We start from the raw sequence: 21,354 nt of genomic DNA on the forward strand, positions 1-21,354 counted from the left end.
GTTATAATATTATGAATACAGTCGCATACCGATTAATATTGTTTTTTCAATTTTTAGCACTATTTTCTTTTGCACAGCAAAATGCTGGACTTAATACCCTTTTAAACAAAAACCAGGAATTTATTTTCCCTCAAACTCCAAAGAAGATTTCGGCAATATTAGGTGTAAAAACGGTATTTTATGAGGATGCTAACGAGCAGCCCTATGCAAAGTGGCTAAGCAAATCAGGGTTGGAACTCTATTGTAGTCTTAAAGAAGATAGAACTATAGATGAAATGTTTTTTATTATTAAAGATGATAGACCTATTGTAGTGGAAGGCTTGCCTTTTAATTTAGTGATGAACAGAACCACTCTTCAACAAAGTATGTTAAAATTCAGCAAGTACAAAATCAAGAAAGAGAAGCTTGATGAGGGTTACGAATATCCTGGAGGCACAAGACTTTTTTTTAAGAAAGGCGATCGTTTTATCACCCTTCTTTTTGATAGTAAAAACCTGCTTAAATTTTTATCGATAACAAATGAGATCATCGGTTCTGCCGTCAACTGATTTTAGATATGAGTTTCTATATTTACTCACATTTTCATTGAAAATTCGCTTATTTTTTTTTAATACATAAGTTTCTGCCCTTTCCAGTTGGTTGTGCGTAAAAATGCTTCCCAATTTAGAGTCTGCGGATTGATCTGCCGGCTCCATTGCAGGTCACGCTCGTTAATGAAGTAACCATATTCTACGGCAAATTCTGCCATGCCTAAAATCTCATTCAACAAAACATCATTTGAAGCAAATTCGGGGAAATACCGGAGCATTTCCTGCCTTTTATATGCAGAACTGTATTCAGCTTTTATACCTGTAACTTTAGTAAAGGTATCAACCATTTCCTGGGGAGTAATGATATCGCCGATTACAGGTAAGGATTTGCCTGAATATTTATCTGGATTTGAAAGAATCTCTAAAACGGCAGGTCCGGTTGCAGTAAGCGGATCTACGAAAGGCGCAGCAAAATCTTTCGGTAGATAAATCGGAAATACAAGCGTATCACCTTTTAATTGAGGGTTATAAAATTCCATTAGATTAGTAAAAAAGAATGCCATATAGATAAATGAACTTTTAACAGGCAGCGTGCGGATATATTCTTCTATTCTGGCTTTATCTGTAAAATGCGGGGCGAACAATTTTCCACCCGTTAACTTATCTACATTTTCTAAACTACTGAAAATGATCTGTTTTACGCCAGCTTCAACGGCAGCATCTGCCAGTTCTTTACCCAAATCAAATTCGTAGCTAGCTGGCGGGGCAATGTTCGGCGTCATTAGAAAAATGCTGTCAGCACCACGGAATGCTTGTGTAAACTCTTTTTTATACCCAGGGTTAAGTGGTAAACTTATGAGATCAACGCCTTGTTCTGCCAGCTTAATGGCTTCCGGAGCATCAAGCCGGCGGGTTATACCCCGTATCCGGTAAGCGCCGCTTGCGAGTAGCGTACGGGCTACACTATAACCCTGTTTCCCCAATATGCCAACGATGATGATGAGCGGTTTTTCAACTTGTAAAGTGGTCTTATTTTCTGTTGATGGATATGACATTTCCTTTTTTATTTTATACTATAATTATTTTAGTTGCAAAACTAATTTTAGTGCGATACATTTGCAATAACTATCAAAATAGATAGGGTTAAATTTTGAAGATGAAAACAGAATGTGTAGGTGATTATGTTAAACTAAAAGGCAAAACATACCCTTGTACGGTAAGCCTTACCATGGATTTAATTGGTGGGAAGTGGAAAGCTGTTATGCTTTATCATTTAAAAAACGGACCTAAAAGATATAATGAACTTCGTAAGGAAGTGCCATCTATCACCGAAATGACGCTAAGCCTTCAATTAAAACAGTTGGAAAAAGATGGTTTGATACACAGAAAAGTATATGGCAAAAAGCCACCTATTAAAGTTGTTTATAGTTTAACTGACTTTGGGAATAGTCTTCTTCCTGTCCTGGACGCCATTACAAACTGGGGTAACCATGTTGTTGGTGAGTATGGTGAGTTTGTTAAGGCTTAAATAGCTTTAATTTGATATAACCACAATCAACAGATCAGCTTATAGCCCACTCCCCTTAAACTCATGATCTGGATTTCGGGTTCAGTTTTTAAGAGCTTGCGCAGGTGCGCCATAAAAACATCCATGCTACGGCCGTTGTAAAAACTATCCTCACCCCAAATTTTGATCAACGCATGCTCACGTTCCAAAATGTTATTGCGGTTTTTCAATAATAATTCGAGCAAAATGGTTTCTTTATATGAAAGTGAATATTCGCCTACAGATGTTTTTAACTTTTGGGTAAGCGCATCAAGTTCACAACTGCGGAACTCGTATTTTCTAACCATTGCCGTTTCATCCTTTTGCGTATGACCGAATCTTTTTAAAAGCGATTCCATGCGCACCAACAGTTCATCAATGCTAAAAGGCTTTTTAAGATAATCATTCCCTCCGCTTTTAAAGCCCATCACCACATCTTCGGTAAGGGCCTTTGCGCTCAAAAATATAATGGGAATATTGGGGTCTGATTTCCTGATTTCGGCAGCCAAAGTATAGCCATCTTTCTGCGGCATCATAATATCGAGTATACAGATATCGGGTTTATTTTCCTGAAATTGCATCCAGGCCAGTTGTCCATCCAAAGCCAGATTTACCTCGTAACCGCTACTGCTTAAGCCATCGAAAACAATACGTGCCAAAAAAGGCTCATCTTCCGCGTACAAAACTTTAATTTTCTTCATACAATGGTAAAATGATCATAAAATTACTTCCCTTTCCTATTTTGCTCTGCAGCGCAACCCGTCCGCCGTGAAGCTCCACCACTTGTTTTACATAATGAAGGCCAAGTCCCGAGCCTTTCACATTGTGTATATTATCCTGGTTAAAAATCCTGAAAAAGCGCTCAAAAACCTGCTGCTGGTAAATTTCATTTATCCCCGGACCATTATCTTTAAAACTGATCGTTAATTGACGATCAGCAATACTTAAAGATACTTCAATTTTAGCATGAGCCGGAGAATACTTCAATGCATTATCAATCAGATTATAAAAAACATTAGAAATATGCATGGCATCACCCTTGATAAATAATGGTTCATCAGACGGCAAAAATACGAGTAATGCATTTTTCTCCCGTATCTGCACATCCATAGCATAAATTACCTGTTGCAGTATCGGTTGAACATCAATCAGGCTAAACTGTAATTGAGTTTCTCCAAGGTCCATTTGCTCCTGCTTAAGTACTTTTTCGATCATAGCCTGCAAACGCTGCAGTTCGTGAGTGCTTATGTTAATATAATTCTCCAGTTTTTCAGGCTGATCTATTAAATGATATTTTTTAATGGATTCAAGGGCAACTGAGATCGTCGAAATTGGTGTCTGCAGCTCATGAGTCATATTACTGGTAAAAGTCATTTTCGCCTGCGCATAAAGCTGTTGATTTTTCATCAGCCTGATGAGCAGGTAGAAGGCTACAGCAGTAAGGAAAAGCATTAGAAAAGATGATATCAGGTAGTATCGCATCTGAAAAACAATCAACCAAACAATGGATGGAATAATGAGTTGATACCTATTTTGAAACTTAAGGTTATAGGTATATTTACCACTTACGAAAGAAGAAGCTGTTTGAGCAGACTGCTGTCCTTTTACCAATCTTCCATCCGAATAGTCGTAAAGTGCATAATTTCTATTGGTATGCCAACCCAATTGATCTAGCCGACGGTTTACCAAACTATCCATTACCTTTAGGTCTCGCTGATCTTGCAATGAAACTTCCCGTTGTGATTTCCCATTTGTGACAGCTGAAGATTTACGATCGAATTTCAGTTTGGCATCATTCAGAAACGACATTTTCATTTCTACTACCGAGCTATCATTGGTAATCCCGTAATGGAACTGGCTTCGCAAATTGTCAACCTTTAGCTCATCAAAGGCCTGCCTTAGTGCCAACCACTCCTGAGAAAGGAAAAACTGTTGGAAACGGATACTTTTTTCGTGTCCTCTAGCGATGCTCCGGTAGGTTATCTGCCTCGAAGCATCACTAACTATAGATTCGAGCATTATAGCAACAGATTTTTTTTGCGCCAGATACAATTGCCTTATCCACGCACATTGCAAGCAAAGGCTGATGATCAGTGTGATCACCGCTAATGGAAAAACATATTTAGACCTCAGCCATTTCATTCTCCTAAAATGAACAAATCATTTTATCAATGGAAGTATAAGCTGAAGATTTAACCTTAATTAACCGAGCTTAACTTTGCTTTACATGGTTAGCCATTAGTTTTGGAACATGAAAAAGTTAACCTTACTCCTATTCTTCTGCCTGCCATTAATGGTTTCTGCTCAATTGCACAAAGGTTTGGTAACCGATAAAAATGGAGCAACCGTGGATGGGGTAACCATTAGCCTTCGCCATGCAGACTCTACCCTAGCGGTTCAGATTTCAAAAAATGGTTTGTTCAGTTTTCAGCAGCCGTTAAAAGGCGATTATGTTTTAATGCTTAAGGCTGTTGGCTATAAGGAAATGAGTAAAACGCTTAATCTACCAATAGATTCAATCATAATAGTGATGGTTAGTGACGACAAAACATTGGATCAAGTAACAGTATCGGCCTCAAAACCAGTTATTGTAAGAAAAATAGACCGGGTAATATTTAATGTCGAAAATAGCATTGTAGCCACTGGCACGACGGTATGGGATGCCTTGGGTAAAGCACCGGGTGTACAAACGAAGTTTGATGGCGGGATAACCGCCAACAACAAGGGCGTAGTCATTTATATGGACGATAAACCCATCAGGCTATCTGGCGAAGATCTGGCGGCTTATCTCCGCAGTCTGCCTTCAGACAATATTGCTAAAATAGAAATTATAGCCAATCCTACTGCCAGATATGATGCACAGGGCGGTGCGGTAATCAATATTATTTCTAAAAAACCAAAAGGTGATGGCTATAACGTGATACTCTCAGGTGGTTATACACAATCTACGTATAGCAGCTACAATCCGAGTACGGTATTTAATTACCGGAAAAACAAGCTAAATGTGTATGGTAGTTATGGTTATAGCCGACGTAAAAAAGACCATACCGAAAGCGAATATGTTATCTTCGATACGCCAGAAAATTATGCCGATTGGAGGAATGAAAAATCGGGCATACGTTTGGGTAATGCCAATAGTTATAAACTTGGTGCCGATTATAATCTTACTGATCAAGAGGTGATCGGGATATTGATAAATGGCTACAATGGCGCGAACAGCAGACCAAATAGTACATTAACGACTATCGTGAACAACCACTCAGCACGACCAGATTCTATCCTTAATACCCAAAATGTTTCCAATGGGAAAGCCAATCAATATAGTTTCAATCTTAACTACAAGATTAAATTAGATACCAATGGACGGAATATCAACGTGGATCTGGATTATGTACCTTATCAGAACAAAAACAGCCAGCAGGTAGATACTTATGGCACATTGGCCAACGGCAATCTACTTCCTGACAATTACCACATCTTTACTCCATCTAACCAGAATATCGATATCTATTCGGGAAAACTGGATTATACTGATAAATTCTGGAAGAAATGGACATTTGAATCAGGCCTGAAATACAGCAGTATCCGTACGCGCAACAGCTTTGATTTTTATAACAATCGGGCCACCGGCCCAGAATTAAAACCAAACCGCAGCGACCGTTTTGAATATGCAGAAAATGTATCGGCTGTTTACGCCAGTATTAGTGGAGATGTGGGTAAATGGAGCTTTGAAGTCGGTTTGCGCGGCGAGTACACCCGAACAAATGGCCAATCGATGGTATTAAACACCAATAACCAAAACAACTATTTTAAGCTTTTCCCAACACTTTTTGTGGCGTATAAAATGAATAAGGACAATGAAATAAACCTCACTTATAATTCGAGGATCAACAGGCCTGAATATTGGAGACTTAACCCTTTTAAATCTTACACCAGTCCCTATACTTACCTGGAAGGAAACCCGGCATTGCAACCTGCTTTTATATATAATGGCGAACTGGGTTATACCTACAAACAGCAATATAACATTTCATTTTACCTACGGCGGGTGGTTGATTATTTTAGTAACATTACGGTACAGAACAACATATCAAAACTTTTTTATGATACCCAAAGAAATCTAGATTTAAGCCAGGAGATCGGTTTTTCAGCATCTTTTCCAATCAAAGCAGCCAAGTGGTGGGAAATTAACAATTATGCACAGGGTTCCTACCGCCAGGAAAAGTCGGGATATTTACAAGCACGCTACGATTACCATGTTTGGGGGATTTACTTGAGTTCTAACCATGCTTTTACCTTAAACAAAGCTCAGGGTTTGAAAGCAGAAATCAGCGCCTGGTATTCTTCTCCTACCATACAAGGCATTTACAAGCTTGCACGACTTTATGATGTGAGTGCAGGTATGAGCAAAAGTCTGTTAAAAGGTAAAGGAACTTTAAGGCTGGCTGTAAGCGATATTTTTTATGGAAATGCCTACCGTATTGATGTTGATTATGAAAATCAACGCAATGGTTTTTACGAGAAAAGCGATACACGCAGTACTACTTTAAGTTTCTCGTACCGGCTGGGCGGTAATCCTACAGCAGCCAGGAAACGGACTTCGGCAAGTGAGGAGGAGAAGAAACGCACGCAGTAATGAATTATGTTCATTAGTTCACTGGTCATTGGTTCATGCAAATCCCGATTCTAGCGCAAGTCTTAGCGCCTCCAGCCTATGCCATGGCCTGACTTGTGCTTTTGTTAAATCAATCTCTATCCATCCTTTACTCCAATTCTATAAAAATCCTTAGTGCCATGCCGAACTTGGACTTTAGCCAGTTAACAGGTCAATTTCAATCAGTCCCTTCCCCGATTCTAGCGCAAGTCTTAGCGCGTCGGGTCTAAGCCATGGCCTGACTTGTGCTTTTGTTAAATCAATCTCTATCCATACTTTACTCCAATTCTATAAAAATTCTTAGTGCCATGCCAAACTTGAAATTTAGCTAATTAACAGGTCAATCTCAATCAGTCCCTTCCCTTCTTCATAATCTATAGCACTACTGTACAAATAGTCAGCGGCATTTGCCACTATTCCAGCCTCAACTGGGTTATTATGAAGGTAATTAATCCGCTCATCAAACATGTCGAGATATGGATCTAACGCTATTGGATGGTTATCCTGTCTCCAAAACTGAAAATTTTTATTATTGTTATTTTGTTGCCCAGCTTTCGAAAATAAGTAGAGCATCCATTCCTTCCTGCTTTCGGTCATGCTCTCTTTTATTTCCTTTAAAATCCTAAAGGCCGAATATTTCTTTAAATCGCGAATAATATTAGGCAACAAATATCCTTCTTTACTACTTATAATTAGATGGACATGTTACTCATAATTACCCAGGCATGGAGCTTAAGTCCTTTTTCTTTTCTACAGTAAGATAAACTTTCTAATAAAAATCTCTATAAACAGCTCGTGTAAATACGTCAATCCAACCCACAACAGCAACAGAAACAAAATATATTTCTGTTGGATCATGAAACTTATATTTTGTACTCATACTTAAATATAAAAGCTTAATCTCAAAAGCACAAGTCAGCCAGCCTACATTATCCTAACCGCTAAGACTTGCGCTAGTATATGTTCATGATTCAATCGGTTAATCGACTCAAAACCTCAAAAGCACAAGTCAGCCAGCCCACATTATCCTAACCGCTAAGACTTGCGCTAGTATATGTTCATGATTCAATCGGTTAATCGACTCAAAACGCCAAACTCCCAACTCCAAACTTATCTACCTGCACTCTATCGAATGCCCGTAGCCGCCCGTATTTTTGGGAGAAAAAAATGGAATGCCCAAATCGGCAGAGCGCATAATGAGTAAAGCGCCCATAAAAAACATTAGCCAGGGAATTAGCTTATTGGTGTTAAAACGGATGTATTTTTTCAAAAAAATTCCCCCAAGCGAGATCATGAGCATTAATGGTGTGGTGCCAAGGCCGAAAAGAAACATAAAAGTAGCACCTGATTGAACATTGCCCGTATTTAATGCCGTTGCCAGGGCCAGGTAAACCATTCCACAGGGGATAATGCCGTTAAGCATACCTGCAAACAATCCCCATAATTTTAAATTGAATACCTTACCCATTAATTTGCTCAGCGGGCTCATTGCCTTTAACTGAAGCCTTGAAAAACGGTTTCGATATCGTTTATTAAACTGTAAGGCGGTGAATAGGATTAATACCGAACCAATGATTATACTCAATATCTTCTGATTGCTAAATAACCGTATGCTGTTTCCTAATGTCCCCACAAGTATACCTAAAATGGTGTAAACTGCAATTCTACCCAGTTGATATAACAGAAGCTGAACTGCACCTGAAAGAAAATCCTGTTTTCTGAAGGGCATGCCCAGCATAATGGGGCCGCACATTACTGCACAATGGAGGCTTCCAAACAGTCCCATTAAAAATGCCAATGGCAAATATCCTGTCATAAGGTAATGTTATTTTTAAACAGGTATGCTTTGCCCTCTGCATGCCATGAAAGGTTCATAAACCACATCCCTCTGGCCATTTTTGTTTTATCTACCAGGATAAGATGAGAAGTTCCGGTTGTATTTCCTTTCATTTTAACATCATCATCACTGTTGACGGCCCGCATCAATACCAGTTCATATTGCGCACTGTCTTTTAACTGTATTACCAACTGGGTATTGGTAATGGTAATTTTAGGTTTAGCATCATCCTGTATTACATTTTGTTTGGCATCATATTCCGAGTTGTAATTGATTCCCTTTTCGTAATAATTTTCTTCGATCAGGGCATCTCTGCCATGCATATGGAACATGTAAATCACCATCCCCACAATAAACAGCATAAATGCAAACATCCCCATTACTATTTTCGTTCCCCAGTTCATACGTTTTGTTTTTTAATTTAATGAGTGAATGAGAGCTTTTTGAATGAGTGAATGTTTAGACAAATTGCAGATTTAACAATTCGATATTTAATCAATCATTCTCTTTTTTTATCACTCTATCATTCAATCAATCTCTCGTTCAATCATTCGTTTCCCGGCTGTGCGAAAAAACTTGTTGTTGCAGTACTCAAAACCTCGCTATTGGCAAGCACTTCGAAAACTGCATCTGTTTTATATTTTTTAATCGAATTATTTTTCCTGATCAGAAAGAAAGTGAGGTGCACAGTACCTTCTTTTGGTAAAACAGTTGCATGCTGAATAAAATCGATCTGATCACTACTATCCTGCGACCTGAAAGTAAATTTCACCTCCTTATTGGTTTTGTTCACCAACTCTGCATTGTATAGGTTACTGGTTTTATCCGTTCCCCTGCTTTGATATAAAGTGCCGCTCGCTCTTAAAACCGTGGTCTGGATGTTTTCTCTTTTATAAATCAGCGAAGAGAAAACCATTAATACAATGAATAAAACCGCAGCATAACCGTAAGATTTTAATCCAATTTTATAAGATTTCCGCTCTGCAATAAAATCCTGGTTAAAGAAACCGATCAGGTTTTTGGGTTTGCCTATTTTTAGCATCACCTCATCACACGAATCAATGCAAGCGGTACAGTTCACACATTCAAGTTGTGTTCCCTTGCGGATATCGATCCCGGTTGGACAAACCTGCACACAGAGGCCACAATCGATACAATCGCCTGCTTTGTGCTCTTGTGTATTTCGCTGTAAACGTCCGCGAGGTTCGCCCCTGGTAAAATCGTAAGCTACTACGAGGCTCTGGTTATCAAGCAGTACCCCCTGAAGCCTGCCATAAGGGCAAATTACGGTACACACCACTTCGCGCACGTAAGCAAATACACCATAAAATATAAAAGTAAATAGCCAGATGGATATAAAACCTGAAACATGATCCGCAATGGGCTCGGTGATGATTTTAAACAGCACATCAGAGCCGATCATATAAGCCAGAAAGGTATTGGCAATAGCAAAAGAGATGAACAGGAAAATAAAATGTTTGCTTCCTTTTTTCCATATCTTTTCGATGTTCCAGGGACCTTCATCCAGTTTCTTTTGTTTACTGGCATCACCCTCAATCCAGTACTCTATCCTACGGAACACCATCTCCATAAAAATGGTCTGCGGACAGGCCCATCCGCACCATAGCCTGCCCAATACCACTGTAAAACATACAATGAAGATGATAAAGATGAGCATGGCCAGTGCAAAAAGGTAAAAATCCTGTGGGGTAAAAATCAACCCAAAGAAAACAAATTTTCTTTCGATGAAATTCAGCAGCACCAATTGCTCGCCGTTAAGTTTTAGAAACGGACAGGAGAACAAAAATAACAGCAGTACATAACTTACCCATTTGCGGTAGTTGTACAATCTACCCGACGGTTTTTTAGGGTAAATGAAATTTCTGCCCCTGCTCTTGCTTTCCGGTTTATTTTTTGATAACATCGGCTTGGTTTATACTGTCCTTTGCTGCTTTCATCTCACTGTCTTTTAAATCTTTCGCTTCGTATTTTTCTCCTTGAGGAGCTTTGGCACCCGCTGGATTGCTTCCTTTTAACGACAATATAAAATTAGCCACAGCACTGATCTGTTTAGGATTAAGGTTTTTCTCCCAACTAATCATTCCCTTTTCCGGAACGCCATATTTAATGGTCTTAAACACATTATTAATTCCGCCTCCATGTAACCAGTAATCATCGGTTAAATTAGGGCCAATTATGCCTTGCCCCTTATCTCCATGGCAAACCACACAATTTGCATTAAATATGGTTTTTCCATCTGCCAGTACCGTTGGCGTATCATCAAACTTTACGGAGTTTTCATCAATGGTATTAGCTGATTTTTCGAGATATGATGCTTTCTCTACCTGCGCTTTAGCCATTTCATTTTCATATTCTTTATCCTGCAGATCACCGTAACCCCCAATGTGGTAATAAAAGAGATAACCTGCGGCAAAAATCATCGTACCAAAAAACAGGAAGTTGAACCAGGCCGGTACCGGGTTATTGAGCTCCTTAATGCCATCATAAGCATGATCAATCACCAGGTTCTTTTCTTCTTCAATGGGTTTTAAACTTAATAATTTTGCCCATATAGAAGGTTTTACCGTTTTTTGTTTCAACCAGCTATCGTAATCGAGTGCCTCCTCCTTTACAGGTCCGCTATATTTAGTAGGGTTTAACTGTTCCTGATACATGACCTTAAATGCATTGAGTAAGGTTAGCGAAACAAAAAGCAGTACCAATGCAAAAAGCAAAAGCAGTATAATGAGTATTTCAGTTTGGCTAAGTCCTAACCCAGGCTGAGAAGGTACTATAGCTTCTGCTGTTTTTTGTTCAGCAGCGTAGCTTGCCGCCGATAAAAACAGTAAAAATAACATTAGTTTAATCTTCTTCATATGGGTTTGTTTTATGGTCTTGAAAAGGGATTTCGCTCATGGTTTTGATATGGTTTTTGCTTAATTTGAAGAGGTAAACACCAACAATTACAAAAAACACCATGAACATAAGCAGAGAGGTAACGAGGTATATTTCGCCGCCAGCTAAATCTTTAATCTGATTAAACATATTTTATTGATTTGAAGGAATGGTTTCTTTATTGGCTTTAATATCGGTACCCAATCGTTGCAGGTAAGCAATAATGGCTACAATTTCACGGTCGCTTTTAACTTTGATGTTGTTCTGCTTCAGGTCTAATGCAATTTTTTCAGCCTGTATTTTTAAATCCTCATTGGCATGTTTATCATAACCTTCGGGATAAGGAACGCCTAATGTTTGCATAGCCCTTATTTTACTTGCAGTGGTGCTGATATCCAGTTGTTGTTCAATAAGCCACGGATATGGTGGCATAATACTTCCCGGCGACATTGAGCTCGGATCAACCAGGTGATTGTAATGCCAGGCATCAGAATATTTTCCGCCTACGCGGTGAAGATCTGGTCCGGTACGTTTACTGCCCCATAAAAAAGGGTGATCGTAAACAAATTCTCCTGCCTTGCTATATTCACCATAACGTTCGGTTTCTGAACGGAAAGGTCGAACCGTTTGAGAATGGCAGTTTACACAACCTTCTCTGATGTACAGATCCCTGCCCTGCAACTCAAGCGCAGTATATGGTTTTACACTTGCAATGGTGGGTACGTTAGATTGAATGGTGAAAGTTGGCATCATTTCTACCATTCCTCCAATCAGGATAATGATCAACGATAATACCATGAATTTCATTGGTTTACGTTCCAGTACCCTATGCCAGGCTTTATCTGCAGGATTGCTATCTATTACAATTTTGGTTAAAGGCATCGCTTCAGCAGCCTCATTAGCTACCAGTTTAGCGCCCAGCATGGTTTTGGCCAGGTTATAGGTCATGACTATTACCCCAGTTAGATATAGTGCACCGCCAATGGAGCGTAGAACATGCATTGGAATAATCTGCAAGGTTGTAGCCAGGAAATTAGGATATTTCAATAAACCTTCAGGTGTAAATTCTTTCCACATCAATCCTTGGGTAAAACCTGCCCAATACATCGGGATGGCGTAAAAGAGGATACCCAAAGTACCGATCCAAAAGTGGAAGCCAGCTAGTTTTTTAGAATAAAGTTCTGTTTTATAAATACGAGGGATTAACCAGTACAGTACGCCGAAGGTTAAAAAGCCATTCCAGCCCAAAGCGCCAACATGTACGTGGGCTACAATCCAATCGGTAAAGTGGGCTACCCCATTAATTTGTTTTAACGATAATAAAGGACCTTCAAAAGTGGCCATACCATAAGCAGTAAGGGCAACCACCATAAATTTTAGTGTCACATCTTCTCGTACTTTATCCCAGGCGCCACGAAGCGTTAACAAACCGTTGATCATACCGCCCCAGCTTGGTGCAATTAACATGATGGAAAAAGCAACGCCTAATGATTGTGCCCAACCCGGTAATGAGGTGTATAATAAGTGATGGGGACCGGCCCAGATGTAGATAAAAATAAGCGACCAAAAGTGCAGGATACTCAGTTTATAGGAGTAAACAGGTCGGCCAGCCATTTTGGGCAGGAAATAATACATCATACCTAAATAAGGCGTAGTGAGGAAAAATGCCACAGCATTATGCCCATACCACCATTGCACCAATGCATCTTGAACGCCTGCATACACATAGTAGCTTTTCATAAAAGAAATGGGCAGCTCAAAAGAGTTTACAATATGCAATACCGCGATGGTAACAAAAGTGGCAATGTAAAACCATATCGCCACATAGAGATGGCGCTCTCTCCTTTTAATAATGGTACCGAACATGTTGATGCCGAAAACCACCCAGATAACGGTAATGGCAATATCGATGGGCCATTCGAGTTCAGCATATTCGTGTGAGGTGGTAAAACCCAGCGGAAGGGTAATTACGGCCGATAAGATAATAAGTTGCCAGCCCCAAAAATGAATCTTGCTGAGCACATCGCTAAACATCCTGGCCTTAAGTAAACGCTGAAGCGAATAATAAACGCCCATAAAAATGGCGTTTCCCACAAAAGCGAAAATCACGGCATTGGTGTGCAAGGGCCTGATCCTGCCAAAAGTGGTGTACTGGTTGCCCATGTTCATTGCTGGCTTAAAAAGCTGCATGGCAACAAGCAGTCCAACAGTCATCCCTATAATTCCCCAAACCAGGGTGGCAATGCCAAAGTTTCTGACAGTCCTGTTATCGTAAGTAAATTTTTCTAGCTGCATAATAGAAGCGGAATTTTGTATGTTTTGTACACCAAAGGTATCCTGCAACCAAGAGATAAAGGATGATGGCGCTTAGCTGGAAAAGTGATCTTCTTCACTTTTTTCGGCAATCACTTCATCGTCGAACAATACGCGGATGCCTGGGGTGTGCACATCATCGTTCTGACCAGTTTTATAAGCCCAAAAGAAGGCACCCAAAAAAATGAGTGCCATTAAAACGCTGCAGCCAACTAAAAAATAAAGGATGTTCATATCAGTTTGTTTTTACGGGCAAACCAGCGGGTAGCCAGGGTGGTGAATAAAATAATGGTAACGGTACTAATAGGCATCAGCACCGCTGCAACCAATGGGTAAAGTGTTCCCTGTACGGCATAATAAATACCAATACAGTTATAGGTTATAGCAATTGCAAAACTAATTTTAATCACTTTAAGCCCATCTTTACTAAGCTGGATAAAGTTTGGAAGAGAGTTCAACGAGTTTCCCTGCAGAATGGCATCACAACCTGGCGTAAAATTATTGATGTTATCAGTTAAGGCTATCCCAAAATTGCTCTGCTTTAGAGCACCGGCATCATTTAAGCCATCGCCGAGCATCAACACGTTATTGCCACCTTCCTGAAGACTTATAACAGCTTCCAGTTTCTGGTGCGGACGCTGGTAAAACCTGATGGTTGTTTTTTCAGGAAAAATAGTCTGCAGCATGGAATGATCTTTATCGGTATCGCCTGATAACACCTGGAGTTTAAATGTAGAGAGTTTTGAAACCAACTGTCCCAATCCAGGCCGCCATTGCTGTTTAATATCAAAACAACCTTTATAATTATGGTCAATCAGAATATGTACACCGGTTTCACCAACCGATTTTACGGTTACAGGCAGCATGGATAAATGACCAGCATAAATAACATGATTGTTTATTTTAGCGGATAATCCTTTACCTACCAATTCTTTGTAATCTTTAAGTGAATAAAATCTTTCAACATTTAAAGCCTTTAAAATATGCCGGCTTAAAGGATGGGTAGAATTACGCAACAGCGAAGCCACAATCAGTTTTTCTTCGTTTGTTAAAGATCCGTTAAAAGAAATTTCTGCATTTTCATTACTGGTTAAGGTACCTGTTTTATCAAAAATCACAGTATCACATTTAGCCAGTTCTTCAACCGCATCGGTGTTTTTTACGTAAAATCCTTTTTTATCAAAAACAGATAAAATGGCCGATAAGGTAAAAGGTGTGCTTAAAGCCAGTACGCATGGACAGGCTACAATAATGACCGCGGTAAATGCCGACCAGGCCTTATGGCTATCGTGCTGAAACAACCAGTAAGCTGTAGCTGCAAAGGCAATCAGAAAAACGCCGAGACTGAAATATTTGGCAACAGAATCGTTAAAATTCTGCTTTTCGATGTTGTTTTTGTAGTTATCATTGTTCCAGAGTCCGGTGAGGTAACTCTGCGAAACCGGTTTAATTACTTCTAGTTCTATGGCTTCGGTGGTCTGCCTCCCTCCTGCGTAAATAATTTCGCCCAGCACTTTATGGATTGGCTCAGATTCGCCGGTAACAAAACTCATATCCACCCAGGCATCGCCTTTCATTAAAATAGCATCTGCAGGCACCAATTCTCCATTTCTGATCCATAACCGGTCTCCGATTTTGATGTCGTTAATGGATACTGGTTTTTCTTTATCATTCTGTATGGTAGTAACCGCAATAGGGAAATAAGAACGGTAATCACGGTCAAAAGAAATGTGATGGTAGGTACGCTGTTTCAGCCATTTACCCATTAAAAGCAAAAAAACCAGTCCGGTTAAGGTATCGGCAAAACCTGGTCCGGTGGCAAAAATGACTTCAAAAGCAGTACGTAAAAACAATACGGCAATAATGAGTGCTAAAGGCGTATCTAAATTGATGTGTTTGTGTTTAATACTGGTAATGGCCGAGGTAAAATAATCGCGCCCGCAATAAAAAGCCGCTGGAATGGAGAATGCCAGGTTTAACCAGCCGAATAAAGACTGGAACTGTTTTTCAAAACCTGACAAACCAAAGTATTCTGGAAAGCTAAAAAGCATCACATTGCCCATTAAAAATCCTGCGACAGCAATTTTCAGCACTAAACTTTTATCAACCGAACTGCTGTGGGCCTTTACTACATCCTGTAGACTGATTAAGGGTTCGTAACCGATCTGGTTTAAGGTTTCAACCAAATGTCTTAGTGAAATCTCTTCATGGTTGAAGTTGATGGTTACCTGCTTTTTAAGAAAATCAATCCGCGAGCTGAATATAGCTGGATTGATTTTATAGAGGTGTTCTAATAACCAGATGCAGGAGCTGCAATGAATGGCGGGAATGTAAAACGTAATGATGCTCGAATTTTCATGTTTGTAATCGAGCAATTGATCGATAATTTTAGGATCGTCGAGGTATTCTAAATGGCTTTCATTTTTTAATTGTCTCCCAGGAGTATTGTTGTACACATAATAATTGCACAGGTTATTTTCTGAAAGGATTTTAAAAACAGCCATGCAGCCTGCACAGCAAAAATCTTTATCATCTGTTTGATATTTTACCTTGGGCAGATCCTCTCCACAGTGGTAGCAAATGGCTTTGGTTGTGGTTTTACTCTGATCTTCCATTGTAATCGTTTCTTATATTGATGAACTGAATAGTTGTGTTTTAGGTTGCTTAAGCCATAGTTTCTCGTCAAATGCCATACAGACATTTCTTAGGAAGGATTTTCCTATTGTAGTAATCCTGATTTCTTTTTCAGTTACCGATATTAGCTTATCGTGCAATAAAGGCAAAAGCCGCTCATAAACCTTTTCGGGAATGCCTTCGCTATATGTAGTATTGGATCTGCACATGATATTAAGAATATGCTTTCTTACTCTGAGGTCTTCATCGGTTAAAAAATGTCCTTTTTCTACAGGTAATAATTGCTGTGCTATTTTATCTAAATAAGCTTCTACCGTTTTAGGATTCTGCGCAAAGGCAGTCCAGCTATCACTGATCGATGAAACACCAAGTCCGATGAGTAAATGGGTATGCTGACTGGTGTAGCCCATAAAATTACGGTGCAGTTTATCCGATGCCATCGATTGAAACAAAGGATCGCTTTTCAGGGCAAAATGATCCATCCCTACATCTTCATAACCGGCCTCAAGTAGTAACTTTCTGCCGAATTGGTAAAGTGCAAATTTTTCATCTCCGGTGGGAATATCCTTTTCGGTATAATGCCTTTGTCCGGGTTTTAACCAGGGCACGTGTGCATAACTGTAAAAGGCAATACGGTCTGGCTTCATCCTGACTACGTCATTTACCGTACGTTCCAACCCATTAATGCATTGGCCAGGCAGTCCGTAAATCAAATCGAAATTGATGGATGTATAACCTATTTTCCTTGCTTCGTTGGTTACTTCAGCAACTTGCGCAGGTGTTTGAAATCGATTGATCAAAAACTGAACTTTGGGATCAAAATCCTGTATCCCCAAACTTAATCTGCTAAAACCAAGTTGGTAGAGTGTTGTTAAATGCGCTTTGGTCGTATTGGCTGGATGTGCCTCAAAAGAGAATTCTGCATCGGGAGCCAGGCTTGCATTTTGCATGATACCGTTAATAAGCAACTCCAGGTTTTCTGCACTAAAAAAAGTGGGGGTTCCACCGCCAAGATGCAATTCCTTTAGTTTAGGTTTCTCCTGTAAGGCATCTACATACATGCGCCATTCAGCTAGTACAGCTAAGATATATGGCATTTCTACTGAATGATTCTTGGTAATACGGGTATTACAGCCACAGTAAGTACACAGGCTTTCGCAAAAAGGTAGATGGATATACAAACTGATTCCTTCGTTTTTATGGCTTACATAAGTATTGGCCACGCTGCCCAGCCAACCCTTTGCATCAAAGTTTGCAATATCCCAGTAGGGAACGGTTGGATAACTGGTATAACGAGGAGCTGCTACGTTATACCTTTTAAGCAATTCGGTACTTTCCATCTTTACAGTTTTTTAGCGGTTGCACACTCGTTCTGGCAACAGCAGGCTTTGCCCACGCATTTACCAGCGGCCCACTGATCGAGGTTTTTGATCACCTGCTCCATCCTCGCCTTGGTATCGGCCTGATCGGCAACTAAAGGAACGTTGGCCACCTTCATACCGGCAAGGCCGGCAGCGCTAAGATCAAGATGATCTGTTTGTGAAGATGAAGTTGCAATATATTTGATACCCAATGATCTAAGACCCAATATCATATTACCACTCAGCTCATCGTTATTAAAAACCAAAAGCGCTTCTTTACCGGTTGCAAATGAAAGCGTATCGGCTGTTAAGCTATTGGCTATGATGGTGATATCATGTTTCTTATAATTGGCCAGTACCAACCATTCCTTTTCATCGGGCTTAATGTTGTAAGCTATAGCTTTCATATACAATATTTATATATACAAAACTATGGAGGAAGCCTAAAGCGACAGGTGAGCGTGCTTAGAGAAAAAAATGATTTTTATTACTTTTTTAAGTCCTTGGTCTTGAGTCTATAGTCTTGACTCAGCTAAACCAGGTAAGACCCATTGATAGCGAAAGTTTTAGCGCTTAAAATAGTCATTGTTCGTGTGTCCACGAACCATTCCCTTTTTCGCTATCAAAATACCAATAAGCATATGTCGGCCTTGTTTAGCATTTCTCTGTGTCAGATGGAAACATCTGACACCACAGATATGTCAGATAAAAACAGCAGACACCATAGACTTAAACAGACCCGCGTTAAATAAACCCGACCGGCAGCGTTATCCCGATTTAAGTGATCATCTAATTTATCGATTTATCTAATCGGGATTAAGCAAAGGGCGGGACTGATCTAATCGAAGCACCACAGGCATTGCTTTTCTAAACAGAATAATTAAGATTAAAACTTCTCTGTGTCAGATGGAAACATCTGACACCACAGATAGGCAGCGCAAAAGACTCGTACTAGATTTTGTTAAAATAGCCATGGTTTGTGTCTCCACGAACCATTCCATATTTTGCGATCAAAATACTAATAAGTGTATGTCGGCTTTGTTTAACATTTCTTTGCCGACACCACAGATAGAGTTAAAACTCAGCCAATTTTTATAATACGATCGTCTTCTCGACTGTAGCGCAGCGAAACGGTGAGATCTATCCAGACAGATTTAGCTTCGCTGAGCCTTCGGGTTCTCGGCTGCGTTGCACTTCGCTCGAAATGACGATCTCTGTGGGAATTAATGAGCCAATCCTCAGTTAACCGATTTAACCAGTTAACCAGATTAACTAACGACTAATGAACGTTATTGTTTAATATTCCTGAGTTTTTCGATAGAGAGAATATTTATGGCATTGCCTGTTTTATCAATCAGTTTTTCATCTTTAAAATCAGCCAGCATTCTGCTTACAGTTTCACTGGCGGTACCCACTAATGCGGCAAGATCATCGCGCGAGATCCGGATGGTGCAAGTATCGGCCATGCCATCGCCAAATTTTGTGGCCACCTGTAACAAAGCTTCGGCTACTCGTTTTCTTACCGATGAATAGGCTAGTTGAAGCATCTGTTTTCCTTTATCGCGCACATTCCCGGATAACAGACCAATAAATGTTTTTGATACAGCCTGGTGATTGAGCAGGTATTCCATAAAATCTGCTTTAGGAATATGGATAATTTCTGATTCGGTGAGCGTGGCAGCATTTTCTGCATAAAGTTCCCCATTGCATAAACTTTCGTAACCAAAAAAATCTCCGTCATGGTAGAGCCCTGAAGAAAGCTCCCTGCCATCTTTAAAACGTTTGTAGGTTTTCACTTGTCCCTTATTTACATAATAGAGGTGTGTAGGCTCATCGCCTTCTATATAAATTACCTGTTTGCTGATTACTGCTCGCGATTTTCCTTTTTTACGTAGCTCGTCCATTATCGTATCACCATTGCCATCTGTTGAACTAAAACCTGCAGCTTGTTGTTTTTTCTTAAACCTGCTTTCTATCGCTCTAAAAAGTTCGGTATCATCAAAAGGTTTAGTGAGGTAATCATCGGCACCCATTTCCATGCCTTTCCGCATATCTGCCCGCTCTGTTTTTGCGGTGATGAAAATGAAAGGGATATTGGCCGTTTTCGGATTTTTGTTCAACAGATACAAAACACCATATCCATCCAGTTCTGGCATCATAATATCGCACAGAATTACATCAGGCAAATGACTGACGGCCATCTCCACACCGATTTTTCCGTGTTTAGCCATAAAAGTTTTATAACCTGCCAAATCAAGTACTTCAGCAGTACTTTCCCTGATGTCGTCGTTATCTTCAATGATTAAAACTTTCTTGTTCATGGGATAGATCTTAAATTATAAAATTATTTTTAAAGGGAAAGGTAAGCGTAAATACGGTACCCGAGTGCTGCTCGCTGTTACAGGTTACCGTGCCGTTCATCAGGCCAACATATCTTTTCACAATGTTAAGCCCCAATCCTGTTCCCGGAATATCGCCGGTATTGTGTGCCCTGAAAAATGGTTCAAAGAGATTGTCTTGATCAGCAGCTGGAATGCCAATGCCATTGTCTTTTACTTCTAAAATCAGTTCATCATTCTTTAAAATGGAATTGAACTGGATGAGTGTATTCTCACCACTATATTTGATCGAGTTGGAAATGAGGTTGATGATACAATTTTTCAACAGATTCGGATCCAGGTAAACCTCGGCGGTTGTTCCCGTATGTTCGTAAATAATATGCTGGTTCTGTTTGGTCATCATCTGCATCTCTTCTGCTATTTCTTCTGCAAAGCTGATGATGTTAAAAGCTTGTGCCGATGCTTCCACTTTCCCGGCCTCGAGTTTCTCGAGCGAAAGGAAATCGTTTAATATTGTAGTGAGGTTATTGATGGAATTTTTGATTTTTAAGGTATGTTTCTCCACACTGGCCACATCCTGTTTAGTGGTATACTTATCGATGAGGGATGCTGAAAGCTGAATCGAACTGAGCGGCGTTCTAAATTCATGCGAGGCCATGGATACAAACCTGGTTTTGAGCTGGTTCAGTTCCTTTTCCTTTTGAAAAAGTGCACGCATATTTTCTTTGGCCATTTCTAGTTCTGATACAAGCTTAACCAGGTCTCGTGTACGCTCCTTTATCTTAACTTCCAGTTTTTCGGTATAACTTTTAATCTGTTCTTCGTTTGCCTTTTCTTTACTTAAATCGTGAATAAAACCTGTATAAATTTTACGGTCGCTAAATTTGATCTCGCTCACGCCTAGCCTGAAAGGAAATATTGAGCCGTCTTTACGTTTACCCGAAACTTCTCTACCGATGCCGATAATATGTTTCTGCCCGGTATGTTCATACCTGGAGAGGTATTCATCATGACGCGAATGATCAGGTTCAGGCATCAGAACCGAAATATTATTACCCACCAATTCTTCCCTCTTATAACCGAAAAGCTCAAGTGCAGCAGGGTTTAAATGTTCTATAATCCCCCGGTCATCAATGGTAATAATCCCATCAATAGCGTTTTCAATAATTGCATCCAAAAATTTCGATCTATCCATTATGCTTTAAGTATATCTCCGTAAATATAGAAAAAGTATTAGCGATCTCT

The 21,354-nt window shown here is 39.8% G+C and carries 19 protein-coding genes; 3 read left to right on the forward strand and 16 right to left on the reverse strand.

The genetic code is table 11. From position 1 onward, the window contains the following. Positions 1-11 precede the first annotated feature (11 nt). Positions 12-548, forward strand: coding sequence for a hypothetical protein (locus OQX63_RS18020; protein WP_265852214.1), 537 nt, complete (start codon positions 12-14; stop codon positions 546-548). 59 nt (positions 549-607) lie between these two features. On the opposite strand, the gene OQX63_RS18025 is transcribed toward OQX63_RS18020, so the two are convergent. Beyond that, positions 608-1,585, reverse strand: coding sequence for an NmrA/HSCARG family protein (locus tag OQX63_RS18025; RefSeq protein ID WP_265852215.1), 978 nt, complete (start codon positions 1,583-1,585; stop codon positions 608-610). Positions 1,586-1,686: 101 nt separating this feature from the next. Here OQX63_RS18025 and OQX63_RS18030 point away from each other — a divergent pair, with 101 nt between their 5' ends. After that, positions 1,687-2,058, forward strand: coding sequence for a helix-turn-helix domain-containing protein (locus OQX63_RS18030; protein WP_322974474.1), 372 nt, complete (start codon positions 1,687-1,689; stop codon positions 2,056-2,058). Positions 2,059-2,084: 26 nt separating this feature from the next. Here the strand turns inward: OQX63_RS18030 and OQX63_RS18035 are convergent, their stop codons facing one another. Both OQX63_RS18035 and OQX63_RS18040 read right to left on the reverse strand, forming a co-directional pair. Then, positions 2,085-2,777 (reverse strand): response regulator transcription factor, encoded by a 693-nt coding sequence (locus tag OQX63_RS18035; RefSeq protein WP_265852216.1) that lies wholly within the window; start codon positions 2,775-2,777, stop codon positions 2,085-2,087. Beyond that, positions 2,764-4,095, reverse strand: a complete 1,332-nt coding sequence (locus OQX63_RS18040; RefSeq protein ID WP_265852217.1) for a sensor histidine kinase — start codon at positions 4,093-4,095, stop codon at positions 2,764-2,766. The genes OQX63_RS18035 and OQX63_RS18040 overlap by 14 nt, the downstream gene beginning before the upstream one ends. Before the next feature lie 232 nt (positions 4,096-4,327). Between OQX63_RS18040 and OQX63_RS18045 the strand changes: the two genes are divergently transcribed. Next, positions 4,328-6,712, forward strand: coding sequence for an outer membrane beta-barrel protein (locus OQX63_RS18045; protein WP_265852218.1), 2,385 nt, complete (start codon positions 4,328-4,330; stop codon positions 6,710-6,712). A 342-nt stretch (positions 6,713-7,054) separates the two neighbouring features. On the opposite strand, the gene OQX63_RS18050 is transcribed toward OQX63_RS18045, so the two are convergent. The 13 genes from OQX63_RS18050 to OQX63_RS18110 all read right to left on the reverse strand — a co-directional run bounded on the left by OQX63_RS18050 (position 7,055) and on the right by OQX63_RS18110 (position 21,304). Next, positions 7,055-7,396, reverse strand: a complete 342-nt coding sequence (locus OQX63_RS18050) for a hypothetical protein (RefSeq protein WP_265852219.1) — start codon at positions 7,394-7,396, stop codon at positions 7,055-7,057. Between the two features lie 448 nt (positions 7,397-7,844). Further along, on the reverse strand, positions 7,845-8,546 hold the full coding sequence (locus OQX63_RS18055; RefSeq protein WP_265852220.1) for a sulfite exporter TauE/SafE family protein: 702 nt from the start codon (positions 8,544-8,546) through the stop codon (positions 7,845-7,847). Further along, the gene (locus OQX63_RS18060) at positions 8,543-8,971 is read right to left on the reverse strand and encodes a FixH family protein (RefSeq protein WP_265852221.1); all 429 of its coding nucleotides are present in this window, start codon (positions 8,969-8,971) and stop codon (positions 8,543-8,545) included. Before OQX63_RS18060 ends, OQX63_RS18055 begins: the two co-directional genes overlap by 4 nt. Before the next feature lie 143 nt (positions 8,972-9,114). Then, a complete protein-coding gene (ccoG, locus tag OQX63_RS18065; protein ID WP_265852222.1) occupies positions 9,115-10,491 on the reverse strand; it encodes a cytochrome c oxidase accessory protein CcoG in 1,377 nt (458 codons plus the stop codon). After that, entirely contained in the window at positions 10,475-11,443 is a 969-nt protein-coding gene (locus OQX63_RS18070; RefSeq protein WP_265852223.1) for a cbb3-type cytochrome c oxidase N-terminal domain-containing protein, read from the reverse strand. The genes ccoG and OQX63_RS18070 overlap by 17 nt, the downstream gene beginning before the upstream one ends. Beyond that, positions 11,430-11,612 (reverse strand): hypothetical protein, encoded by a 183-nt coding sequence (locus OQX63_RS18075; protein WP_265852224.1) that lies wholly within the window; start codon positions 11,610-11,612, stop codon positions 11,430-11,432. The genes OQX63_RS18070 and OQX63_RS18075 overlap by 14 nt, the downstream gene beginning before the upstream one ends. A gap of 3 nt (positions 11,613-11,615) precedes the next feature. Continuing rightward, positions 11,616-13,757, reverse strand: a complete 2,142-nt coding sequence (gene ccoN / locus OQX63_RS18080; protein ID WP_265852225.1) for a cytochrome-c oxidase, cbb3-type subunit I — start codon at positions 13,755-13,757, stop codon at positions 11,616-11,618. Positions 13,758-13,829: 72 nt separating this feature from the next. Then, the gene (gene ccoS, locus OQX63_RS18085) at positions 13,830-14,009 is read right to left on the reverse strand and encodes a cbb3-type cytochrome oxidase assembly protein CcoS (protein ID WP_138820869.1); all 180 of its coding nucleotides are present in this window, start codon (positions 14,007-14,009) and stop codon (positions 13,830-13,832) included. Beyond that, entirely contained in the window at positions 14,006-16,390 is a 2,385-nt protein-coding gene (locus OQX63_RS18090) for a heavy metal translocating P-type ATPase (RefSeq protein ID WP_265852226.1), read from the reverse strand. Before OQX63_RS18090 ends, ccoS begins: the two co-directional genes overlap by 4 nt. A 12-nt stretch (positions 16,391-16,402) precedes the next feature. Beyond that, the gene (gene hemN, locus OQX63_RS18095; protein WP_265852227.1) at positions 16,403-17,749 is read right to left on the reverse strand and encodes an oxygen-independent coproporphyrinogen III oxidase; all 1,347 of its coding nucleotides are present in this window, start codon (positions 17,747-17,749) and stop codon (positions 16,403-16,405) included. 2 nt (positions 17,750-17,751) lie between these two features. Continuing rightward, a complete protein-coding gene (locus tag OQX63_RS18100) occupies positions 17,752-18,177 on the reverse strand; it encodes a lactate dehydrogenase (RefSeq protein WP_265852228.1) in 426 nt (141 codons plus the stop codon). 882 nt (positions 18,178-19,059) lie between these two features. Beyond that, a complete protein-coding gene (locus OQX63_RS18105) occupies positions 19,060-20,091 on the reverse strand; it encodes a response regulator (RefSeq protein WP_265852229.1) in 1,032 nt (343 codons plus the stop codon). Positions 20,092-20,101: 10 nt separating this feature from the next. Next, positions 20,102-21,304: a PAS domain-containing sensor histidine kinase gene (locus OQX63_RS18110; RefSeq protein WP_265852230.1), complete on the reverse strand. Its 1,203-nt coding sequence runs from the start codon at positions 21,302-21,304 to the stop codon at positions 20,102-20,104. Positions 21,305-21,354: the final 50 nt, after the last annotated feature.

Origin of the sequence: Pedobacter sp. PF22-3 (assembly GCF_026239555.1) — a bacterium.
Taxonomy (GTDB): domain Bacteria; phylum Bacteroidota; class Bacteroidia; order Sphingobacteriales; family Sphingobacteriaceae; genus Pedobacter.